The sequence below is a fragment of the Corynebacterium tardum genome (assembly GCF_046717785.1).
Classification (GTDB): domain Bacteria; phylum Actinomycetota; class Actinomycetes; order Mycobacteriales; family Mycobacteriaceae; genus Corynebacterium.
Map to the genome: position 1 here is coordinate 138,572 of NZ_CP177104.1, position 22,021 is coordinate 160,592.

Genomic DNA, 22,021 nt, shown 5'->3' on the forward strand with positions numbered 1-22,021 from the left:
GACCGGCCAGAGCCCCTGGTCGGTCTTTCGACGTTTTCGACTGCAAGGAGATGAATAGGTGTCAGCGCGCGCCCGAATAGTGGGCCTCGATATTGCTCGTTCCATGGCCATCATTGGGATGATTATTCTGCACATGGCCAACCTGGTCTGGAGCACAAAAGTGGTGCTCTCCGGACTGCCGGCGGCAGGGTTTGCCATCATTGCAGGTACCACGATGATGATTCTTGCCCGCGATTACTCGCTGCGGGTGTTCATGAAGCTGGTGGCTCGAGGCTGCCTAGTCATGCTCCTCGGCGTGGCCTTGCTGCCCGTTGGCGGCGAGATTCAGGTGGTGCTCGTGGTGATGGGCGCGGCCATGGCGCTCACCGCCTGGGTGCCGCCGCTGGCCACGGCCTGGAAGGTGGTGCTCTTCGCGCTGGCTACCGCTGCGGCCACGGCGCTCTACGCGCCGTACACCCTTCCGCAGGTCTACCCCCTCGTGGCGTTCCTGGCGTATCTAGTGGCGGGGATGCTGCTTTACGACGTCTACCTCACCCGCCCCCGCCGCACCCACACCATTGTGACCGCGGTGGCGGTCGTCGTCACCGGCATTGGTCTGTGGCAACGCTTCAACCCTTCCATTCCTGGTTGGCTGCGCTTTACCGGTCACACGGGCGTGCTCGGTGAAATTCTTCTCTCTGTGGCGGTTACTGCTCTGGTGCTGCATCTCTGTCTCATCCTGGGCAGAGCTCTGCCGCGCCTGACATTCCCCTTCGCCGCTTTGGGTTCGATGTCATTGACCATCTATATCCTGCACATTCTCACGGCTCGCTATTGGCAAGCCCATGTATCCCTGCACAACACCTTCGCAGCAGTGGGCTTTGTGCTCGCATTCCTGGTGCTGAGCGCGCTATGGCGGAAGTTCTGTGGAAAGGGCCCGGCCGAGAGGGTCGTGGCTTGGGCAATTAAGGAGGTGGCCGCGTAATGACGGCACGAAAGATAACTGCTGTTTTGGCCAGCTCTGTGGTCCTGTGGATCGGCGCTGCGCCGGCCATGGCCCTGGAATTTGCCCAGCCCGCTCCGGACACTGAGGAGAGCGCGGCCGTGGCCGCGCTGCGGATGGGCACGATAGGAAACTTCGGCGATTGCACCGGCACGCTGGTGGCGAAGCAGTGGGTGCTGACCGCCCGCCACTGCTTGGAGTCTGTCAACAACGAGGGCTCGCAGGCACGCTTTGGCCAGGGCAAGGACACCCGTGTCTATGACGTGGACTCTTGGGCAGTGTCACCGACTATTGACGCTGGCCTCATGCATCTCACCGAACCCGTCGCGGGCGTCAAGCCCGCCAAGCTAGCCGATGCGGTGCCATCCGCCGGCGAGAAAGGCCACTTCTATGGCTGGAGCAGCAGCTCCCGCATGGCCCGCAAAGGCCAGCTGCCGATAGCTGAGATGGAAGTAGGCGAATTGCTATCCGGCGGCACCCCACCGGCTAGCCCAGACGAGTCTGGCGAGAAGATGACGCCGGTGGCTCCGGGTGATTCCGGGGCCATGGCTCCTGGCGATATGGCTGTGCCTGCCCCCGGCGGAAAGGTCGCTCCCGCCCCTGGTTCGTCCGACGCGCCCCAGGTGATGGAAGGCGGCGACATGCCAGAGATCGCCGTTGGACCCGACGGCGCGGAAAGTATCCCGGCCGGTGAACTCGGGGGAGTGGGCCCGATGATTGCCGCTGCCATCATGGACGTGAAGTCCCTTAATGGTGAGGGCATGCAAGGCGGCGACTCAGGCGGACCGTTCTTCGTCGACGGTCGCCTTGTGGGCGTGGCCACGGCTGGAACGTCTAATGCGGACCCAGATCTGCCTTCCCCGACTGCGGCGATTACTTCCGTGGTCGAAGTTCGCGACTGGATCGAGGACGTCACCAGCGGCCGCGCTACCGACGGCGTCCGCAACGCCGACAACTCCCCGAAACCGCCGGCCACGATGCAGGTCAGCGCGCCCGTCGCGTGGCCAGCAGGTATTGCTGCGGTAATGGGCCTCATCGCGATTGCCATCATCTCGCGGGTGATTAGTCGCAAGTCTGGTGCTGGGAGGCGGACCAACTAGGCTATTTCTCCATGAAGGAGAAACTCGTTCCGTGTCTCATCGCTGGCGCCATCCTCGGCGTGGTGTTGTGGCTGGCCTCCGGCATGCTCTGGTTGTTGCCGGTGGGCCTAGCGGCGGGCCTTGCTGGCTACCCGCTGCTTGGCATCACGCGCGATGAGTCCCAAGCCCGCAAGCGCCGCGACGACACCTTCCGCGACTAAGCGCCCCACGCCACCGCACTACGCCGCCGCGCACGCTGCTTCACAGTCGGTCGCTCGATGGCACCCCACAAACCGTCGGCAAATGGCACCCCACAAAAGGCATCCGCTAGAAGGCATCTTTGGGGGCTGAAAACGCCATGCGCACGACCTAAAAGGCTTCACTCAGAAGTCTCCAGTCAAAAGGTTCCCTTGGGGGCAAGTAAACCATCTTTAACCAGGCAGAAGGTTCGTTTGGGGGCAAAGAAACCTTTTGACTGGAACCAGGTGAGGAGAACCAGTTGAGAAACCGCCTGCTAGGGCAGAAGGTCAGGGCTGGAAGCCCTTCCGCCGCCTAGAAGATCTCGATTCGCCCGCCCAGGGACTCGGTCTGGCGCAGCTGCGCCACCCAGTTCGGGGCACCCGGGTGCAAGCGCAAGACTGGGCGGGAGGAAATCTTGATCGGGGAGACCGATTCCTTACGAGCCCCCGAGCGGGCTTCGATGCGCGTGCGGGCGCGGAAGCCAGCGTCGGCAAGCGCAGCGATGGACGGCGTATCCGAGGCCAGCGAATCGCGCGCATCCTGCAGCAACTCGAGGGCCTCATCGAGGGCTTGGACCAAGGCCGGCGCGTTGGTCTCACACATCTGGCGGACCAGATCGGGGCGCGTACCCGCCACGCGCGTACCGTCTTTGAAAGAGCCGGCTGCTAGGGACTGGGCCAGGATGCCGCCGTTATCGCCCACCACCGCGAGGGTCTCCGCCAGCACGTGCGGCAGGTGAGAAATGCGGGCCACCGCGGCATCGTGGTTGACCACGCGCACCGGGACGGCCTCCGCGTGGACCATCTGGGTCATGCGTACAACATCGGCAAACGTGGCCTCCCACTCGGCGGGCACGCGCTCCCCGCGGGCCTCGCACTCGGCCGCGAAGTCGTACGTAATAACCCAGGCGGCGCGGTCAAACAGCCCGGTCTTCGAGTTCTCCCAACCGGACTCGGCGGTACCCGCCATGGGGTGACCGCCCACGTAGCGGGCGTCCATGCCGCGCTCGGTGATGAGCTGGCGCACCTCGGTCTTGACCGAGACGACGTCGGTCAGCGGGCAGGTCGGGGCGTGCTCCTGGATGGCGTCGAGGACCTCCGCCACCGCGCTCATGGGCACGGCGATGACGATGAGCGCGTTGTCCGCTTCCGCGCGGCGCAGGATGGCGGGCAGATCGTTCGTGACGTCGTAGCCCTGTTTAATGGCGGTGCGGGCGCCGGAGGTGGAGTGGTTGTAGCCGTAGACGGGGTGCTTGCCGGCGACGAGGTCACGCAGGAGGGACCCACCAATCAGACCGAGGCCGATAATGCAGACGGGGCGTTGAACATCTTGAGAACTCACGGTGACAATTGTGGCACAACCCGACTAATCTGACGAGGTATGAGCCATGACGATCTGTCCTTTTCCGTCACCGTCGCCCGTTCCGAGGCGGGTTGGGTGATTCGCCCCTTCGAGGATGACTTCGATGATGTCCAGACCTCGATTAAGGCGGTGCGCAACCTGCGTTCCCAGGGCGCAGCCTTTGCGCTGTTGTGCGTGGAGGATGACTATTTCGTCGTGGTCCGCCCGGTGCCGGGGGATGTGCGGGTGCTGCTTTCCGACGCTACCTATGCCGCCGAAGACGACTTCGCCGCGGACTTCCTGGACCTGCGCGACATCGAAATTCCGGATTTGGACGAGGACGAGTGGGAGGACGCCGACCCGTACGGCGATGGCGACTTCGATATCTTCACCGATCTTGGCCTGGATGAGGACCAGCTGGGCTACATCATCGACAACGATGAGGACTGGCCGTCCGACATGCTGCTGCGTATCGCCGGGGACCTAGGTTTTGGCGATGAGCTGGAGGAGTTCATCGACGGCCTCGACTCGGATGACGCTTAGGCCCGCAGAGGGGCTGGTGCGCGCGGAGGCCCGTATGCACCGCGCCCTGGAGGTCGCGCGCACCACGCCGCCGGGGGATATCCCGGTGGGTGCCGTGCTGTACGACGCCGCCGGTGAAGAACTCGCCACCGGCGTTAACCGCCGCGAGCAGCTGAATGACCCCACAGTGCACGCGGAGGTGGACGCCATACGCCAGGCGGTGCAGGTGCTGGGCGACGGTTGGCGGCTGGAGGGCTGCGAGCTGGTTGTCACCTTGGAGCCGTGCGCCATGTGTGCGGGCGCGATTCAGGCTTCCCGGGTGTCCTCGGTGGTCTTTGGTGCCTTTGAACCTAAGACGGGGGCATGCGGCTCGCTTGTCGACGTCCTCCGCGCCCCCGGCGCCCTCCACGTTCCCGAGGTACGCGGCGGAGTGCTGGAGGGAGAGTGCGCGACCATGCTCACCGATTTCTTCGGTGGAATTCGCTGAGAGCGAATGCGGGCTACGAGCCCTCCAATAACCTCCGAATCGGGTGTAGGCTGGGGGCCACATCAGAAACGCTGATAGATAAAGGAGAAAACTATGGGTGACTTCGAGAACAAGAAGGACGAGTTCGTCGGCAAGGCCAAGGAAGCTGCCGGCGACGTGACTGACAACGAGAACCTGGAGAACGAGGGCAAGGCCGACCAGGTCACCTCTGAGGCCAAGCAGAAGGCTTCCGACGCCGTCGAGGGCATCAAGGATAAGGCCAACGAGGTCATCGGTAACCTCAAGGACTAATTCCTAGCCTTAAAGAGCTGAATCGCTGTCCCCGCCGCCTGGCGTGGGCAGCGATTTTGTCGCTCGGGACGACTCCCGTAATCTGGAACGCGGTGGCGTGTCCGAGCGGCCGAAGGTGATCGCCTCGAAAGCGATTGTTGGGTAACCCCCAACCGCGGGTTCAAATCCCGCCGCCACCGCCACATCCGGCACTCCAGTTTTTAGCTCTGGGGTGCCGGTTTTGTTTATGAATAAGGTGTTCGGGGTTCTTCAGTCTGAAGGGCGAGAAGTTTATTTGTCTTCTCTGCTCCTTTGACCATTGTCCATCCGCTTTGAAGCACCCGCAATGGAAAAATAGAAAGAAGGGCCACCAGCTACGTGGTGGTGTCCTGCTGGCGAGCGTGACACCGTTAGGGCTTCACAGCCCAGCTGGTTAGACTGGTGCACATTCGTGTCCACTACCAGAAGCACCGCGCAGCACAGGCGCGCATCTTAGAGGGGAAACTTTGTGGCAAAGCTGCTCTACCGCCTAGGCCGCTGGTCTTACATCAATCGATGGAAGGTCATCATCGCCTGGATCCTCATCGTGGTGGCGGCCGGCGGTGCAACGCTGGCGCTGATGAAGTCCATGACCACCGAGTACTCTATCAGCGGCACGCCCGCTATCGACGCTACCCAGCGTGCGGTGGAGCTCTTCCCGGAAAACGGCAACCCGGCGAACGCGCCGTCGGTCAACCTAGTCTTCAAGGCCCCGGAGGGGGAGAAGCTCAGCGATCCGCAGAATAAAGAAGCGGTCGAGGACGTGGTGCACCACATTGCTGAGGGTTTGGACATCCCGGAGGGCAGCCAGCAGCGCTGGGGCAACCCGTTGGAGGTCTCGCCGGCGCTGCAGCAGCAGGTCATTGACCAGTTCACGTCGATGGGCCTGCCGGAGGACACCGCGCGGGCGGATGCTGACAACCTCGCCATGGTCAATGCTGATGAAACCATCGCCTACACCACTTTTGATTTCAACGCGGAGAGTCCGTACTCGGTAGCCTCGGAGGACAAAGAGGTGGTCCATGAGGCCATGGATATCGGCCGCGACGCCGGCCTCGAGGTCGAGGCGGGCGGTGCCGGTTTCGGCGATGACATCGAGGTCAACTCCATCTCGGAGATCATCGGCCTGGCCGTGGCGTTCATTGTTCTGATCGTGACGTTCGGCTCGCTGGTCTCCGCCGGCATGCCGCTCATCTCCGCGGTCGTGGGCGTGGGTCTGGGCGCCATGGGCGTCATGATCGCCACGCACTGGATCGAGCTCAACAACCTCACCCCGGTGCTGGCAGTGATGATTGGCCTGGCGGTGGGCATCGACTATGCGCTGTTCATCATGTCGCGCTTCCGGCAGGAGCGCTCCCGCATGGACGGGCCGGATGCCGCCGGTATGGCCGTGGGCACGGCGGGCTCCTCGGTGGTCTTTGCCGGCGCGACCGTGTTCATCGCGCTCTTCGCGCTGCTGGTGGCGCGCATCGGCTTCCTGACCGCCATGGGACTGGCCGCCGCTGGCACGGTGCTCATGGCTGTCCTCGTGGCACTCACCTTGGTGCCGGCTCTGTTGGGTCTGCTCGGTGATAAGGCCTTTGCTGGGCGCATCCCCGGCGTGGCGGGCAACCCCACCAAGCGCCGCCCGCGCCGCAACCGCCCGACCATGGGCAACCGCTGGGCGCGCACGGTCCAGAAGATGCCCGGCGTCGTCATGGCCTTGGTGGTGCTGGGCCTCGGCGCGTTGACCGCCCCGGTGCTGCACATGGAGCTCGCCCTGCCGGCGGATACGACGTCCAATCCGGACACCACTCAGCGCAAGGCCGCGGACCTGCTCTCTGAGGGCTTCGGCCCGGGCATCAACGGCCCGTTCCTCGTCATCGTGGACGGCTCCACCGCCAACCCGGACTCGGCCGCGCTGCAGCCGTACGTCACCAGCCAGCAGGGCGATGACGGCCCGCAGCACAAGGCCGCGCTGGCCTCCTTCATCTACTCCGCGCAGCGCCTCAACCAGGTCGGCGGCGTCAAACACGCGCAGCTGGTGGGCGTGAACTCGGATTCCACCGCGGCGCAGATCATGATCACGCCGACTACCGCTCCGACGGATGAGAAGACCATCGGCACCGCTTCCGCCCTGCGCACCGCCAGTGCCGAGTTGGAGGACACCACGGGCGCCGAGATCGGCATGACGGGCCTGACCGCCGTGCAGCTCGATATCACCGAGCGCCTTGAGGGGGCCATGGGACCCTACCTTGCCATCGTGGTGGGCCTGGCTATCGTCCTGCTGCTGGCGGTGTTCCGTTCCATCTTGGTGCCGCTGGTGGCGGGCCTGGGCTTCCTGCTCTCCGTCGGCGGTGCTTTCGGCCTTACCATCCTGGTGTGGCAGGACGGCCTGACCGGTCTGGTGCCCGCGCCGGGCCCGCTGATTTCCTTCATGCCCATCTTCCTCATCGGCGTGACCTTCGGCCTGGCCATGGACTACCAGGTCTTCCTGGTCACGCGCATGCGCGAGCACATCTCGCGCTACCCGCAGGGAACGGGTGGGCAGTACAGCAAGTACAACGCCAACGACGAGGCCACCATTGCGGGCTTTACCGCCGGTGCCCGCGTGGTCACCGCCGCGGCGATCATCATGATTGCGGTGTTCGTGGCCTTCATTAACCAGCCGCTGCCCTTCATCCAGATCTTCGGCTTCGCGCTGGCGGCAGGCGTGCTTTTCGACGCCTTCTTGGTCCGCATGTCCTTAGTCCCCGCCACCATGTTCCTCATGGGGCACACCACGTGGTGGATGCCGAAGTGGCTGGACAAGCTCATCCCGCAGCTGGACATCGAGGGCACTGCGCTCGAGGAAGAATGGGAGCGCAAGCACGGGGCGGCGCAGCCAGTAGACTAAGGCCTTATGACTCACCCTAAGCCGCAGCTGGAGACCGACCTGTCCTTCGACGTGACGAAGGAGCTGGACTTGAGCGGCCCAGCGCAGCCGGGAAAGCACGGCCGCACCGGTGTTATCCATACCCCGCATGGCGATATCCAAACCCCGGCGTTCATTCCGGTGGCCACCAAGGCCACGGTGAAGACGCTCACCCCGGAGCAGATCCGGTTGACCGGTGCGCAGGCCATCCTGTCGAACGCGTATCACCTCTACCTGCAGCCGGGCCACGACATCGTGGACGAGGCCGGCGGCGTGGCCGCCTTCGAGAACTGGCACGGGCCCACCTATACCGACTCGGGCGGATTCCAGGTCATGTCCCTGGGGGTGGGGTTCAAGAAGGTCCTGGCCATGGACGTGGCGGACCTGACGGACTCCGATATTCGTGCGGCCAAGAAGGAGCGCATGGCCCAGGTGGATGAGGACGGCGTGGACTTCAAGTCCTTTATTGATGGCTCCACGCACCGCTTCACCCCGGAAGTCTCCATGCAGATCCAGCACGGCCTGGGCGCGGACATCATGTTCGCCTTCGACGAGCTCACCACGCTCGTGGATACCCGCACCTACCAGGAGGAATCCGTGGAGCGCACGCGCCGCTGGGCGCAGCGCTGCCTGGACGAGCACGACCGCCTGACTCTCGCCCGCGGTCCGCAGAAGCCGCGCCAGTCCCTGTGGGGCGTGGTGCAGGGCGCACAGTACGAGGACCTGCGCCGCCAGGCCGCCCGCGGGCTGGTGGAGCTCTCCGATCAGGCCGAAGCGAATGGCCGGCGCGGCTTCGGCGGCTTCGGCATCGGTGGCGCTCTGGAGAAGGAGAACCTGGGCACGATTGTGGGCTGGGTGTGCGACGAGTTGCCCGTCGGCAAGCCTCGGCACCTGCTGGGGATCTCCGAGCCGGATGACATCTTTACCGCCGTCGAGGCCGGGGCCGATACCTTCGACTGCGTCGCGCCCACCCGCCTGGCGCGCCGCGGCGGCGTCTACACCCTCGACGGCCGGCTCAACCTCACCAATGCCCGTTTCAAGCGGGACTTCGCGGGCGTGGACGAGGAGTTCGGCGGCTACGTGTCGGAGAATTACTCCCGCGCCTACATCCATCACCTGCTCAAGGCCAAGGAATTCCTGGCGGGCACGCTGTGCACCATCCACAACGTGGAGTTCATGATTCGCCTCGTGGACAACATCCGCGCCGCTATCGACGGCGGCTACTACGAGGCCTACCGCGACGAGTTCCTGGGGCGCTATTACGCCAAGTGACCGGTGACGATGACGTTGTAATCCAGGTCCGTGTAACCGTCGACGGCGCAGGCAATGAGCACGATGCGCCCGGGCACCTCGGTGTTCATCAGGTCGGCGTCGCTGCCTAGCTGGTCCTTGCCTACGAGGAAGGCGTTGTCCACGATCCACTCGCGGCCCGCCCCATCGCCCGAGGTCATGCGGACGTGGGCGCCGTTGAGGGTGGACGTCGTAAAGCGCTGCACCTGCACCCCGTCGAGGCCCTCCACCGTGGTGGGAGCGCCCAAGTCTACGTTGGCGGTAACGACCTCGGAGAACGGGTTGAACACGAGTTTCTGCTGGCCCCAGGCGTGTCCCAACACGTAGGTCGTGCCCTGTTCCGCGGTGGCGGGGGACTGGCCCCAGCCGTCCACCCAGCGCACCATCGTGGCCTGTGGGCCGGCGGGGTTCAGCGGGGTGACAAAAGGCATGGAATCGTACGTGGCGCCCGTGATGGTGGCCGGGCCGTCCATCTCAAACGTGCCGGTCAGGGCGGGTGCAGGGCCCTCATTGAGTGGGGGAGGGGTGGGCGCTGCGCTTGACGACGTCTCACTGCTCACCGTCATCGACTCCGACGCGGCCGCGTCGCTTGTCGTGTCAGACGACGGGCCTTCTTCCGTACCTGAGCACGCCACAAGGCTGAGCGCCGTGGCCAGGCTCAGGGCGGGGATGAGGGAAGTTCGCAGACGCTTAGGCATCGTAGATGTCCTTCCGGTGGCCAATAGCGAATACCTCAATCGTTACTTTCTGGTCGTGGATATACGCCAGAATGCGGTAAGAACCGACCCGATAGCGCCATTCACCTGAACGGTTTGAAGTCAATCCTTTTCCGAGAGCTCGAGGGTCTTCGCAGCCTTCGAGGTTCTTTTGGATCCAGGTCACGATGATTCGCGCATCGAATCGGTCAAACTTCTTTAGCTGTTTGCGGGCTTTCGACGTGAATTCGACGTGATATGAAGTGATTCTCTCCTGCATCTTTAGAGATCCTCGAGGACCTCATCAAGGCTAAACCGTTCGCCAGAATCTTCTGCCATTGCTGCGCGCAGTTCCTGAAGATCGTAGTAGTCTTCGGCCCGTTCTAAAAGCGCTGCTCGGGCAAAATCAGATATTGTACGGCCCTCAAAGGCAGCTAGATTCCGAACGAGTTCAGCGTCGTTATCATCCATGCGAATTGTCAAAGTCGCCATATTTCCTCCTTAACCATCGTGAATACATTGTATTCAATGGGGAGAGCAAAGGGAAGAGAGAAATAGACCCCCGCAGCACAGTGTGTGCCAAGGGGGTGAAAATTCGGGACAGGTCGCTGCTACTTAGATGGCGCTGACGCAGAGGTTTCGGCCTCGTCGATAGGCACGTAATCCTCACGGCGCTTGACCCAGGAGATAACCACGGTGGTCAGCGGCAGCATGATGACCTCGCAGGCGGTCTTCCAGAGGAAGCCCACGACGACGTAGTTGACGAAGCCGCCGAAGGAATCGATACCGATGACGGGTGCTGCGATGGCGCAGAACAGCAGGGTGTCGCCGAACTCACCGACGACGGTGGAGGCGACCAGGCGGGCGATGAGGCCCTTCTCGCCCGAGCGGGCCTTCATCTTCACCAGCGTGAAGGAGTTCAGCAGCTGGCCTACGACGTAGCCGGCCAGGGAGGCGGCGAGGATCTGCGGAACCAGGCCCAACGTGGCCTCGAAGGCCTCCTGGCCCTCGTAGAAGTCCGCGGCGGGCAGCCAGATGGCGATATAGAAGGACAGCGCCGCCAGAATGGCCATGGCGAAGCCGATGTAGACGGCGCGGCGGGTGGACTTGAAGCCGTAGCACTCGGAGAGGACATCGCCCACGATGTAGGCGAGGGGGAAGAGGAAGAAGGCGCCGTCAGTAATGAGCGGGCCGAGCTGGACGCCCTTCGTGGCGTTGATGTTCGAGATGAGGAACGTGACGACGAACACCGTGACCAGCCACGGGTACAAAGTGGAATGTACCGGGATGAATCGGATGCTCTCGCCACCGTGAGCGGTGGTTGCGGTTGCCGATTGATTTGTCATGCTCAGTATCTTTGCACGAAACTGGGGGAACTCTAAATGGGGTAGGCCCAGTATTCACGGTGGGGAGTACTCCTTGAGCCGATTTAAGGTACACATTCCGCTGTAAAACCCCGTTTTCTGCGTGGTCCTTGGGTCGGTGGGGCGAAGAGATTGCTCTACTGGGCAGAAAAAGTATCCGCTGTATGGCATTCTTTTGCTTGCAGAGTTTTCGCGTTCCCTGCGCGTTTCCTGCTCGTTGTGGCGTAGAAAAGCCAGACACTTTTCGGCAGTGTTCGAACACGTGTGGCTGTGCGCGGCGGTGAGCAGGTGCCGTGTCCGGGGGTGCGACTACCTTCACTTTCAGTACTCTCCTCTCTCTGGCTGCGACGCCGCCTTTCTGCCCCTCGGCGCAGGGAGGCGGGGGACGTGGCGAGAGGGAACACGCGTTATAGAGAAAGTCGTCGCAATGACATTTGGTTCTCCTGGCTCCTCGCCGCAGTTCGGCGGCCGCCCGCCGCAGGGCAAGCCCTCGCAGGGCCAGCCTTCCGCGGGTCAGCCTTCTGCAGGGAAGCCCGCGCAGGGCTCCGGCTTCGGTTCGCCGAGTGGCTCCGGTTTTGGTTCCCCGAGCGGATCTGGCTTTGGCTCGCCCAGCCGTCCCGCCTCCGCTCCTAAGCCTGGCTCTAATCCTGGTTCCGGCTCTAACCCTGGTTCTGGATTTGGTTCGGGTTCGGGATTCGGCTCTGGTTCCGGCTTTGGCGCGCCCAGCAGCCCCGCACCGCGCCCGGCGGGTAACTCCGGTGGAGGCTCCGGTCAGGGGTTTGGAAGTGCCCCGGCCGCACCCGCGAGCGCTGGGTCCAACTCTGGGTCTAACTCTGGGGCCAAGTCTGGTTCCGGATTCGGCTCCCCGAGCAGCCCCGGCGGCTTTAGCCAGAAGGCACCGGCGCAGGATTCACAGCGCAAGGCAGTTGCCCCGACCACCCCGACGGAAGGCCCGTGGCCGCTGCTCATCGCGGCGGGAGTCTCCGCTGTCATCGCTCTGATTCTGCTCATCGTGGCGCCGCTGGCCTCCGCTCCGACGCAGGGCCTGTACTTCGGTCTGGCCATCGGCGGCTGGCTCTTGGCGGGCATCGTGTCCTTTATCTTCTTGGGTCTGTACACACTGAAGAACACGCAGCGCCAGGCAGAGACCTTCTATATCGAAAACACCACGCAGACCTTGCTGTACCGCGTCATCATGGGCGGCAGTTTCGTCCTCGTCATCGTGGCGGCCGTGGAGATTGCGTTCTACGTAGGAAAGGCGGTCGGCGCCTAATGAAGAAGTACACTCGCGCACTCGCTGTCGCCGGCACCTTGCTGCTGGCCGGATTCGGCGGAAGCCTGGGCGCCGTGGCGCAAGACGCCCCGCCCGCGCCGCCCGCACCGGATGCCCCGGAGGATAAACCGGAAGAGAACCAGCCGCCGGCCCCGGAGCAGCAGGAAGGCATTGGCTCCGAGTCCACTCTGTCTGAGGTCTCGCAGAAGAACCTGTCCGATTTCGGCTCCTGTATTGCTAGCGAGAAGTCCGCGGACCTGCTCCTCGTGCTGGATCAGTCCGCGTCTCTCGTGGGCTACGAGGGCTCGAAGCCCACGGACGCTGACTTCTTCCGCGTCGATGCGACGTCGGACATTGTGAAGCAGCTGGCCAACTTGGGCCAGGACAATGGCGCGGACATCAACGTCAAGCTCGCCGGTTTCGGCTCCGAGTATTACAGTGACCCCGCCGAGTACGGCGACTGGACTAACGTCTCCGGCAAGGGCGATGCCCTGGACGCGGAGCTGGACAAGTTCCGCCAGGATGACCGCGTCAGCGATCTGGAGACCAACTACGGTGCCGCTTACAACGGCGCGCTCAAGGAGTTCGCCGCCCGCGAGGGCAGCAACTGCCGTTCCATCGTGTTCTTCACCGACGGCAAGTACTACACGGACGCCGAGGCCAACGACCTCAAGGGCGCCCAGGATAAGCTCTGTGAGCCGAACTCCTCGGTGACGGCGTTCCGTAACTCCAACATCCGCCTGTTCAACGTCGGACTCGTCCCAGCCGCGGAGGCCCAGGACCAGATCAGCCAGCTCACCCGCATGGCTGAGGGCGACGATTGTGGCCAGGGCGCAGCCAACGGCGCATTCTTCGACGCGGGTGAGGAACCCGCCGCGCTCTTCGCCGCCTTCCGTAACCTCATTCCGACCTCTGGTGGCGTGACCAAGGAAGGAAACCTCAAGGACAACTTCGATTTCGTCTTGGATGACTCGGTGTCCCCGGTGCGCCTGTCCGCCGTTCCGAAGAACTCGGTGGGCGAGGGAGACCTGGTGCCGACCCTGACTGGCCCGAACGGTGAAGTCGTTGAGCTCACCCCGGAGACCACGAAGGTGGCTGGCGCAAAGGTAACCGTGACGGAAAACGACAAGCTCCCGGGCATGGTTGACATCGCCATGGAAAAGGACGGCGATGACTGGGCTGGCGCCTGGAACTTCGGCTACAAGGTGGCTGAGGGCACCGAGGGCGAGTACCTTGCGTCCGTGGTCATGGTCCCGGGCCTTACCCTGGACCTCAAGCGCGAGGACGGCTCGAAGGTCGAGGGCGGCATCAACTCCGACCAGATTCTCAAGGGCCAGCTTGTCGACGGCAAAGGGGAGGCCCGCTCGCTTGATGGCGAAGGTACGCTCCACGTCGAGTTCGTCCCGGAGGACGGCTCACCCGTGACCCTGGTGGATAACGCCCCGATTACCGATGGCAACCCGGTGGACATTCCGCTGGATAAGGTGGAGGAGGCCGGCGCTGGCAAGCTGGTGACCAGTGTGAACATCACCACCAAGGGGGCAGGCGACCGCCCTGGCTCCAAGCTGGATCCCATCAACGCGGAAACCCCGCTGACGGTGACCCCGGTGAACATGCCGACTGCCGGCTCTGCCCAGACCATCACGATGACGGACAAGGAAATTACTGTCGACGTTCCCGTGACCGGCCCCGGCAAGGTCTGGATTGCGGATCAGACGGTGGACGCTGCTGACGGAATGCTCCCGTCCGGCATCCAGTCCCTCAAGGTGTCCTCCGCGAACAACTCCGAGGACTCCGCCCTCGAGTTGGCCAAGGATGAGAAGAAGACCATCCCGGTCACCCTGAGCGCCGAGGAGATGGCGGATGGCCCGCTGCGCGTGGAGCCCGCCATCACTCTGCAGTCCGCCGAGGACAACCAGCAGATTGAGCTGCCGCTGACCCTGCAGGGCTCCATGAGCGCTCCGATCAGCAAGTCGGCCTTCGGCCTGGCCTTTGTCTTGGCGGTTCTGTTGGCCCTGCTCATTCCGCTGGCCATCCTCTACATCATGAAGTGGTTCGCTGGACGCATTCCGCAGAAGCCGCGCATGTTTGCCAAGAAGATTCCGGTCAAGCGCGAGGGCTCCACCCTCATCCGCACCGACAAGGGCCGCCCGTTTGAGATCAACAAGGATGAGTTCCAGGGCGCCGTGCCGGTCAGCACCACCGCGCGCTCCGCGCAGCTGACCTCCTACGAGGCCAAGGTCAAGATGGGACTGAGCCCGTTCACCGCCGCCCACGTTGAGGTCCAGCGCGATGGCTCCATCGCTGGAACGGGCAAGAAGTCTGGCTCCCGTGCGGTTCTTCCGCTGGCTATTCAGAACACCTGGTTCCTCGTGCGCAACGAGAACGACCCGGATTCCGGCGAGATTGTCCTGACCGTGGACACGCTGGCGCAGTCCGCCAAGTACGACGAGCTGTCTTCCGACATCAGCCGTCAGGCCCTGCCGCTGTTTGACCAGGTCGAGTTCCCCGCAGAGAAGCAGCCGAAGCAGCCCAAGCAGTCCGGTCCCGCCGCGCAGCCGGGGCAGTCCGCTCCGCAGGCGCGCCCGGGCCAGCCCGGACAGCAGCCGCCGCGTGGCCCGCAGGCACCGTCCGGCCAGCCCGGTCAGCCCGGAAAGCCTGGCCCGCAACGTTCCTCGCAGCCTGGTGGCTTTGGCCAGCCCCAGCCCGGTGGTTTCGGCCAGTCGCAGCCTGGCCAGTCCAAGCCTGGTCAGTCTGGGTTCGGCGGCGGCTTCGGCCAGCCCGGTCAGGCAGGACAGTCTGGCCCGTCTGGATTCGGTCAGCCCGGCAAGCCTGGCCAGTCCGGCCCGTCCGGCTTTGGGCAGCAGGGCTTCGGCCAGCCGGGTAGCTCTGGCGGCCCTGGTAATGGCGGTGGCCAGCCTCCTTCACCCGGGTTTGGCCCGCAGAAATAATCCCGCATAAAGACACACATCAGCACACAAGCGAACCCCTTCGAAAGGTAGTTAAAGATGAAGAAGTTCCTCGTCGTCGGTTGCGGTGGCTCCGGCGCCAAGACGCTGGCGTTCATGATGGACCAGCTCAAGGCAGAGCTACGCAGCATTGACCCGAACCGGACGGAGCTGCCCAAGGCGTGGCAGTTCGTCAATATTGATGTTCCGCTCGGTGAGGAGGCTGGCCCGCAGAAGCTGCCGAACGTAACCCAGAATGGTGGCCACTACATCGGCATTGGTTCGCGCCAGAACTACAACACCTTTGATGAGGGCGTGTCCAGCAGCCTGGGTCGCGCGGGAAAGCTTGGTGAGATCGCCACCTGGGCCACCCGAAATCCGGCCTCCAACGACGTCAAGCTAGCAGACGGTGCCGGCCAGTACCGCGCCATCGGCCGCATGCTGACCCTGCCGCACCTGAAGGAAATCCGCCAGGGGCTCAAGGCAGCCGTCGATGAGATGTTTACTCAGGAGGCAATCCTGGAGCTCAACGACCTGAACTATAAGCAGACGAAGCACGAATCGAATACGGGCAATGACTCCCCGATCGTCCTGGTGGTTTCCTCCATGGCCGGCGGCGCCGGTGCCTCGATGTTCCTGGACGTCTGCCGCGTGTTGGGCACGATCCCCAACGTGGACCCGAAGGCAACGCTGATTTACATGTACACCCCGGAAATCTTCTCCGGGAACAAGTCTGACGACATGGCTGGTGCGTGGCCGAACTCCCTGGCCATGTTCGGTGAGGTAGTCGCCGCACAGATGGGCAACTCCTACGAGCATGACTGCGCAATCTTCGAGGCCTTTGATATGGGTACTCCGCCGCGGGAGCAGACCTTCGGTCGTATCTTCCCGATTGGTTCAAAGATGGGCACCACGAGCGCCCGGTTTGGCGACGGTTCGGCGATGTCCATCTACCGCGGCCTGGGCCGCGCCCTTGCGGGCCTGATGGCCTCGACGAAGGCGAGCGACAACCTCGTTTCCTACGCGCTGACCAACACTCCGGCCGGCGACGGTGGCCGCCGCTACTTCGGCTGGGATAAGTCCTCTGGCGGAACCCCGTGGGGCCGTCTGCCCTGGGGCTCAATGGGCTACGCCCAGATTTCCATGGGCCGCGACCGCTTTGCCGAGTATTCCTCTCAGCGCCTTGCACGCAGCGCCTTTGAGCGCCTGTTTAACGGCCACCTCGATCCACAAAACCCCGCGGCCGGCGAGATGCAGATCAACAAGAAGCTGGAGGAGCGCCTGCCCCAGGCTTTCGCTGACGTCACGCTGGATCCGTCCTGGGCTGCCGGCGGACAAATTGATGACAACAGCGTGTGGAACTGGCTGAACAGCATCTTCGGAGGCCAGGCCCAGCAGGCAGCGGATAATGCCGCGCGGCAGCTGCAGAACTACATTCCGGTTGGCCAGGGCCGCAACGTCAATGAATGGCGCGCGGAGTTCGAGGGCAACATGGCAGATCCGCAGAATGCACAGGCTATTTCCTCCTTGCTGGACGGCGCTGCCTACGACATTGTTTACCGTTACGTCAACTTCTTCAGTGACGGCGTTCTGGCCATGGTTGAGGCCGAGATGGCTGCGGTGGGCGTGCCCTACGTCCGCGAGGTGCTCTCCAAGATCACGGATGTGCTCACCAACTCCGACGGTCTGAAGCCGCGACTGGCGGACTACTCCGAGCGCTACCACAACAGCTACGTGCTGGCTCTCCCGGAGGGCTCTGATCCGCACCTTAGCCCGCTGACCGGTAAGGGGAAGATGACGGACCCGACCCCGACGGTCAACGCGTTGACGAACCTCTACCAGCAGCAGTTCTACTCCTACGTTCTGATGTCCATTGCGAATCAGCTCAAGGATGTTCTTCGAGACTATGCAGATGAGAACCTCTTCCATCTGAAGCGCGAGCTTGGAGACGCACACGCGGTACTGGAGAAGGCCATTAGCAAGCGTCCGGAGACTAATAGGCTGGCGGACGTGCGCACCGACGAGGTTAACGCGTGGCCGGAAGAGCACGACGAAGTCGTTGAGACGCGCTTCAAGGGCGCCGAGAACGAAATCATGCTCACGGACGTGGAAGCCTTCATCACCGACTACCGGGACCAGATGCTGCGCACCATCCAGGGACAGAAGTCGACGTCGGATGTCTCCAGCTACGAGCAGGCTTACCCCTTTGCGGTGCGTTCTGTAATCCGCGGCGAGTGGGAATCTCTGGACGCTACGAAGGCCCCGAATGACACGCTGGCGCCGCAGAAGCGCACTAACGACGCGTACTCCAACCGCGCCGGCTGGGTCTCGAAGTTCCTGTCTCGTCACCCGCAGACCGGTGAGTCCCGTGAATCCCAGCGCGCGCACTACTACGCCAAGATTCGCCCGAGCGACCTGCTGGAGCGCTCCCGACAGTGGATCAACCGCCGCGACTACGAGTTCCAGAAGTTCAACTCCGTGGACCTGCGCCGCTACCTCACGCTGACGCCGGACATCAATGAGGTCGAACACGACGAGCGCAAGCGTCGTTTCGTCGAGGCCTTCCAGCTGGCGCTGAGCAATGCTCGCCCGCTCGCTGCGGTGGACGATGACATGGTTCAGCGCATCCACGGCAAGAAGGTCCAGTACACCTACTCCTTCTCCGACATTCCGTTCGCTGAGCTTGGCTCTGAGGAAACGGGCATCGCGGCGAAGCTTGAAGCCGTCCTGAACACTCCGGAAATCGACGGTCCGTCCAGAACCGCGCTGCAGAACTCCCTCAACATGGCGGATCACGTCCGCCATATTGAGATTTTCGGTTCCTACCCGAACTACTCGCCGATCGTCTTCTCCTCCATGTTCAGCTACATTGCCAAGGACATTGAGAAGCAGGACAACTTCGACGGCTCGTGGTGGTCGGAGCGCCGTACCCGCCCGCTAGCCGCGGCTCTCCCGCTCACCGAGACCGAGCGCCAGGCAATGGTCGCCGGATGGATCATCGGTCGCATCACCGGCCGCGTGTATATCTCCAACCCGGATGCTGACAACGCCGCGGCGCACATCTTCGATGACACGCAGGGTGGCACGAACGATTGGGTAGACTTCCCGAACCCGATGCTCATCTCACCGCGCCGCATGATTAAGAAGTCCGACTGGATGACCTCGGTCCTCGAGTCCATCTTCATCGCCTACGCCAAGGTGCAGGAGTCTGGACGCTATGGTTTCGCCTCCTCCCTGTACCCGTACCAGTTGCTGCGCGGGCTTTTCGACGACGGTGAGGACTTCGCCCACTCCGGCGCCTCCACCCACCCGCTGGTTCACCGCTTGGCAGAGTTCCTGAGCACTGGCGAGATGCCTAACCGCGGCACCGTGGGCTCCTCCATCCAGGACCGCTACGAATCCTTCGTGGCGGAGCTGGATAAGTTCGTTCGCGGCGCTGACCACTTCGTCCCAGGCCACCGCAACTCGCTGCCGGGACAGGGCCGCCAGGACAAGCCCTTCGCGGAGATCCGCTCCCGCGAAATAGCCTCGATGACCCCGTACTACCGTGATCTGGCGCAGGACGTCATCGCCATGGTTCCGGTTATTCGTAACTACCTTGACCAGGCCAAGACCGCCGCGGAAAACCCAATGGCTCAGCCAGCACCGCAGATGCGTGACTCCGACAACGGGTTCTCGCAGTCCTCTGGTCCGAACTCCCTCCTCAACGATCTGGATGACACCTTCTAATGACGAACGTAATTATCTTCGGACATGGACCCACGGCGGATGACATCCGCTCGCGCCTTAGCGACCTGCGCGCTGTCGGCCTGTTGCAGGACTTCCTGTGGATCGACTACGCGCACCCCACTACTGGCGCGGTTGTTCGCTCCTTCACGGAAGCTGGCACCGCGCGGCTAACCTCTCTTGACGAGGCCCTGCGTGACATCACCGGTGATGCCCTGCTCGTCACTATCGACCCGATGGACCCGGAGCAGCCGCAGGACGTTGATCAGCTCACGGCGTGGGTTGCTGCGGTCGACCAGCGCCTGATTCAGGCTTCCAACCTGCGTGTACGCCTGCTGCTGTCGGCCCTGCCGGTAAAGCCGGTGACTGTGCCGCCGCTGCAGGGCTGGAACAATCTTGTGCTCTCCCCGGAGGAGGGCGGCACCCCGTCTTCGACTCGTATCCGTCCGATCCACCGCACCCAGGATGGTTTCGAACTCGCACAGTTCGCCGCCCCCGCCGTTGCCAGTATCTTCGGCCTGTGGCGCGGAATGCCGGAGCCGGCCGTGTTCGACCCGGACACTCACCGCCTGATTGAGACGGGCGACCGCCAGCGCTTCCGCCTGGTGCGCGCCTTCCACCGCACTATCGACGCCAGCGAGATCGAAGACAACATCCGCAAGATCGTCTTCGACCCGACCCAACGCCTGCCTCGTCCGCAGGTGACCAACAGCTCCCGCGCTGTGCATTACTCCAACCCGGAGGATTTGACAGACCAGCTGTCTCAGGTTTTCATTAGCCAGCAGATTTCTCCGCTGGTCAGTGTGGCGACGGAGTACGAGGAGCTGCAAGGCCAGAAGGTCAGCGGTTGGGCAGCGCTGAAGAACAACCTCGGCTTGTACTGGGCCAACGTCGTGGGCAAGCCGCAGGAGTGGGTAGACGGCCAGCGCGGCGCCGTAAACAAGAGCGCTGCGACCTTCCTTCAGAAGATGCTGTACGGCGAGAACTCCAGCATGGAGTTGGTGGTAAACGGCCACTCGGGCAAGTCTGGTGGTGCGACGAGCGTAGACCAGCTGCGTGAAGCAAGCGAGCAAACCCTGAGTATGGCTCGCGAACAGGGCTTTGACCTGGGGCAAGAACCGCAGCTGGCGCAAACGTGGGAGGCCTACCACGACTACGCCTTGGGCCTAGTGGACGGTTCCTGGAGCGAAAAGATCGATACCCGTGGTCTTCGCGATAACCAGAACAACATGTACATCGTCCAGTACGGCGGCCAGTCTGTGCAGGACCTTACTGCCTCATTTAAAGGCTTCCATCCGCTGATGACGAGCACGCTGGGCTACAAGCACGAGTCTCAGGCAACTGTGGCTCCCTTCGATCCCGTGGGCGCGGACCGCTTTGCTGCGGACATCGAGTACACCAGCCAGCAGACACGCAACGAGGCGGTTAACCGCAAGAAGCATGAATTCAACGTCTGGCGTGCCAAAAACAGCACGACGTTTGCTTGGAAGGTGGGCCAGGGAATCGCCGATACGCTGCGCTCCGCGCAGGACAAGTACCGCGCCGCTCACGCCAAGGCCCGCGAGCTGGAAGAGGTTGCGAAGAATTTCCAGGCGCGCGACTTCAACAAGGAAAACAAGGTACTGGCCCGCAAGCTCCGCGGTATGTGGCTGGGCCTGTTCATCGTACTAGCCCTCATGACCTACATGGTGGCTGGTTGCTACAACCCGGACCTGCCGCTGGGCGAATACTTCCAGTGGTTTGACTGGCCGTGGTACGTGGTGGGCATCATCATCGCGGTGCTGATCTTCCTGGTCTGTTCGTGGGCAGTCTTTACTAAGGCACAACGTGAAATTTTCGACTACGTGCAGAGGCGTAAGCTGCTGGAGCGTAATCAGGAAATCGCAGCTGGAAACCTGGCTGTTGCATCTGCAGAAATCGGCCGGATTTCCAACGCGTACAACCAGTTCCTGAGCTGGTCTGCGCTGCTGGGCCGCGCGATCTTTGCCCCGTTCGGCCGCAAGGAGACCTTCAGCGACCACCTGCACACTCCGCAGTCGGGACTGCCGGAGAACGCGCGTATTGCCCAGGCGGAGCTCAACCGTGACAACGCGGTGCGAATGACCGATGAAATCCGCACCTACATCTACCAGTCGGAGTGGGCGCACAAGTCACTGAAGTCCTTGCTGGATGACATGAACGAAGCGTTCGAGCGCAACCGCACCGGCCACACGGCCGTTGCGCTGCACGACATGTGGGGCATGGGCGGTTTGAGCACCGGCACGCCGCTAGACAACCTGTCCCGCAACCTGGACAGCCGCTACATGGAGGACCGCGACCTCAAGCAGCAGGCGTGGCAGAAGGTCATCACGGATCCGCGTATGACCCGCAGCCTCCAGCAGTACCTGGGCCGAGTGGTCTTCCGCGAAGAAGGCCAAAAGCGCAGCCAAAGCACCAGTGAGTTCCTGGCCGGCATGAATCAGGACAAGGGTGCCTTGCAGGCGTTCAGCTCTAATTCCCTGACGAGCGCCGGCGGTGCTGAGGGCTACACGGAGATCGATGGCGACCGCACACGAATTGTGGAAGTCGATAGCGAAACCGCGCTGACCAGCCAGCTGTCCCGCTCGGTGACGGTGGTCCAGTACGGCAAGATCACCGACTTCAAGTACCTCATCGCGGACAATTCGACGAGCGGCTACGACGTGCATGACGCCGCGGCACTGTCGCTCGATGACCTAGATGACACCGACCATATGTCCTTCAGCAGCCCGGTAAGCAATCCGCTCAACAACACTGACCAGGAATCTTCGCAGGGCCACCAGGCACCTCCCCGCCGCGGCGGCGCGCCCGATTTGTCGGACTTGGACGAGACTTTCTAAGGAACGTTGATGAC

Annotated in this window: 17 protein-coding genes and 1 tRNA gene; 13 read left to right on the forward strand and 5 right to left on the reverse strand. The window is 63.0% G+C overall.

Features of this window, described 5'->3' with window-relative positions; translation table 11 throughout:
- Positions 1-58: 58 nt before the first annotated feature.
- Genes ACLI1P_RS00745 through ACLI1P_RS00755 form a run of 3 tightly spaced genes read left to right on the forward strand, consistent with a single transcriptional unit; the run spans position 59 to position 2,282 of the window.
- On the forward strand, positions 59-964 hold the full coding sequence (locus ACLI1P_RS00745) for a DUF418 domain-containing protein (protein ID WP_411709169.1): 906 nt from the start codon (positions 59-61) through the stop codon (positions 962-964).
- On the forward strand, positions 964-2,082 hold the full coding sequence (locus ACLI1P_RS00750; RefSeq protein ID WP_411709170.1) for a trypsin-like serine protease: 1,119 nt from the start codon (positions 964-966) through the stop codon (positions 2,080-2,082). The genes ACLI1P_RS00745 and ACLI1P_RS00750 overlap by 1 nt, the downstream gene beginning before the upstream one ends.
- A gap of 11 nt (positions 2,083-2,093) precedes the next feature.
- Complete coding sequence (locus tag ACLI1P_RS00755; RefSeq protein ID WP_070444283.1) at positions 2,094-2,282, forward strand: hypothetical protein; 189 nt, start codon at positions 2,094-2,096, stop codon at positions 2,280-2,282.
- Positions 2,283-2,613: 331 nt separating this feature from the next.
- On the opposite strand, the gene ACLI1P_RS00760 is transcribed toward ACLI1P_RS00755, so the two are convergent.
- On the reverse strand, positions 2,614-3,642 hold the full coding sequence (locus ACLI1P_RS00760) for a prephenate dehydrogenase (RefSeq protein WP_411709171.1): 1,029 nt from the start codon (positions 3,640-3,642) through the stop codon (positions 2,614-2,616).
- Between the two features lie 39 nt (positions 3,643-3,681).
- Between ACLI1P_RS00760 and ACLI1P_RS00765 the strand changes: the two genes are divergently transcribed.
- From ACLI1P_RS00765 to tgt, 6 genes are all read left to right on the forward strand, one after another.
- Entirely contained in the window at positions 3,682-4,185 is a 504-nt protein-coding gene (locus ACLI1P_RS00765) for a tRNA adenosine deaminase-associated protein (RefSeq protein WP_411709172.1), read from the forward strand.
- Positions 4,186-4,219: 34 nt separating this feature from the next.
- Positions 4,220-4,651: a nucleoside deaminase gene (locus ACLI1P_RS00770; protein ID WP_411709731.1), complete on the forward strand. Its 432-nt coding sequence runs from the start codon at positions 4,220-4,222 to the stop codon at positions 4,649-4,651.
- 93 nt (positions 4,652-4,744) lie between these two features.
- Positions 4,745-4,942 (forward strand): CsbD family protein, encoded by a 198-nt coding sequence (locus tag ACLI1P_RS00775; RefSeq protein WP_296135082.1) that lies wholly within the window; start codon positions 4,745-4,747, stop codon positions 4,940-4,942.
- A 91-nt stretch (positions 4,943-5,033) separates the two neighbouring features.
- Positions 5,034-5,124 (forward strand) — tRNA-Ser (locus ACLI1P_RS00780).
- 305 nt (positions 5,125-5,429) lie between these two features.
- Positions 5,430-7,835 (forward strand): MMPL family transporter, encoded by a 2,406-nt coding sequence (locus tag ACLI1P_RS00785; RefSeq protein WP_411709173.1) that lies wholly within the window; start codon positions 5,430-5,432, stop codon positions 7,833-7,835.
- Positions 7,836-7,841: 6 nt separating this feature from the next.
- Positions 7,842-9,125: a tRNA guanosine(34) transglycosylase Tgt gene (gene tgt, locus ACLI1P_RS00790; protein ID WP_411709174.1), complete on the forward strand. Its 1,284-nt coding sequence runs from the start codon at positions 7,842-7,844 to the stop codon at positions 9,123-9,125.
- Here the strand turns inward: tgt and ACLI1P_RS00795 are convergent.
- The 4 genes from ACLI1P_RS00795 to ACLI1P_RS00810 form a co-directional block, all read right to left on the reverse strand.
- The gene (locus ACLI1P_RS00795) at positions 9,113-9,841 is read right to left on the reverse strand and encodes a sortase (RefSeq protein ID WP_411709175.1); all 729 of its coding nucleotides are present in this window, start codon (positions 9,839-9,841) and stop codon (positions 9,113-9,115) included. The genes tgt and ACLI1P_RS00795 overlap by 13 nt on opposite strands.
- Positions 9,834-10,118 carry a type II toxin-antitoxin system RelE family toxin gene (locus ACLI1P_RS00800; RefSeq protein WP_296132986.1) on the reverse strand — a complete coding sequence of 95 codons (285 nt, stop codon included), beginning with the start codon at positions 10,116-10,118 and terminating at the stop codon, positions 9,834-9,836. Before ACLI1P_RS00800 ends, ACLI1P_RS00795 begins: the two co-directional genes overlap by 8 nt.
- A gap of 2 nt (positions 10,119-10,120) precedes the next feature.
- Positions 10,121-10,330 (reverse strand): type II toxin-antitoxin system RelB family antitoxin, encoded by a 210-nt coding sequence (gene relB, locus ACLI1P_RS00805; protein WP_296132987.1) that lies wholly within the window; start codon positions 10,328-10,330, stop codon positions 10,121-10,123.
- Between the two features lie 119 nt (positions 10,331-10,449).
- Positions 10,450-11,184, reverse strand: a complete 735-nt coding sequence (locus ACLI1P_RS00810) for a queuosine precursor transporter (RefSeq protein WP_408929927.1) — start codon at positions 11,182-11,184, stop codon at positions 10,450-10,452.
- A 445-nt stretch (positions 11,185-11,629) separates the two neighbouring features.
- Between ACLI1P_RS00810 and ACLI1P_RS00815 the strand changes: the two genes are divergently transcribed.
- Genes ACLI1P_RS00815 through ACLI1P_RS00830 form a run of 4 tightly spaced genes read left to right on the forward strand, consistent with a single transcriptional unit; the run spans position 11,630 to position 22,007 of the window.
- On the forward strand, positions 11,630-12,475 hold the full coding sequence (locus tag ACLI1P_RS00815; protein ID WP_411709176.1) for a hypothetical protein: 846 nt from the start codon (positions 11,630-11,632) through the stop codon (positions 12,473-12,475).
- Entirely contained in the window at positions 12,475-15,426 is a 2,952-nt protein-coding gene (locus tag ACLI1P_RS00820; protein WP_411709177.1) for a VWA domain-containing protein, read from the forward strand. Before ACLI1P_RS00815 ends, ACLI1P_RS00820 begins: the two co-directional genes overlap by 1 nt.
- 57 nt (positions 15,427-15,483) lie before the next feature.
- The gene (locus ACLI1P_RS00825) at positions 15,484-19,152 is read left to right on the forward strand and encodes a tubulin-like doman-containing protein (protein WP_411709178.1); all 3,669 of its coding nucleotides are present in this window, start codon (positions 15,484-15,486) and stop codon (positions 19,150-19,152) included.
- Positions 19,152-22,007, forward strand: coding sequence for a hypothetical protein (locus ACLI1P_RS00830; protein WP_411709179.1), 2,856 nt, complete (start codon positions 19,152-19,154; stop codon positions 22,005-22,007). Before ACLI1P_RS00825 ends, ACLI1P_RS00830 begins: the two co-directional genes overlap by 1 nt.
- Positions 22,008-22,021: the final 14 nt, after the last annotated feature.